Raw genomic sequence first — 430 nt, 5'->3', positions numbered from 1 at the left:
GACTTCTTCGAACTGGGCGGGCACTCACTGCTAGCGGTGCGGCTTCTCAGTCGAGCGCTCGATGCCGGGTTCAAGTTTACCGCCGCCGATCTCTTCCAAGCCCCAGTTCTGAAGGAACTTGCATTGAAGGTTCATTTGGAGCCACAGCCCGGTAGTCCGGGAGTGATTTGTGTTCGCGCAACCGGATCGCAGCCGCCCCTGTTCTTTGTTCCCACAGGCTTAGGAGATTGTTCCTATATCCTCAACTTGGTGGAGGAAATGGACGCGGACTGTCCAATCTATGGTCTACCGTGGCCTTCTTTCAGTGAAGTTTGTTCACCAACTCTTGAAGCGATAGCCTCGCAAGTCATTCCGGCGATCAGGGAGATACGGGAGCTATGCGGGAAGCTGGGTGATGACGGAGTGAGATAGGCGGCGTATCGAGGCGGGT

Annotated in this window: 1 protein-coding gene; it reads left to right on the top strand. The window is 55.8% G+C overall.

What is annotated here, in order from left to right:
* A partial coding sequence (locus WN73_RS11555) for a thioesterase domain-containing protein (protein WP_271552827.1) occupies positions 1-411 on the top strand: 411 nt, incomplete at its 5' end.
* Positions 412-430 lie beyond the last annotated feature (19 nt).

Source organism: Bradyrhizobium sp. CCBAU 45394 (assembly GCF_028128655.1).
GTDB classification, from domain to species: Bacteria; Pseudomonadota; Alphaproteobacteria; order Rhizobiales; family Xanthobacteraceae; genus Bradyrhizobium; species Bradyrhizobium diazoefficiens.
The sequence above is the reverse complement of the archived record's forward strand: the minus strand, read 5'-3'. Positions and strand labels throughout refer to the sequence as shown.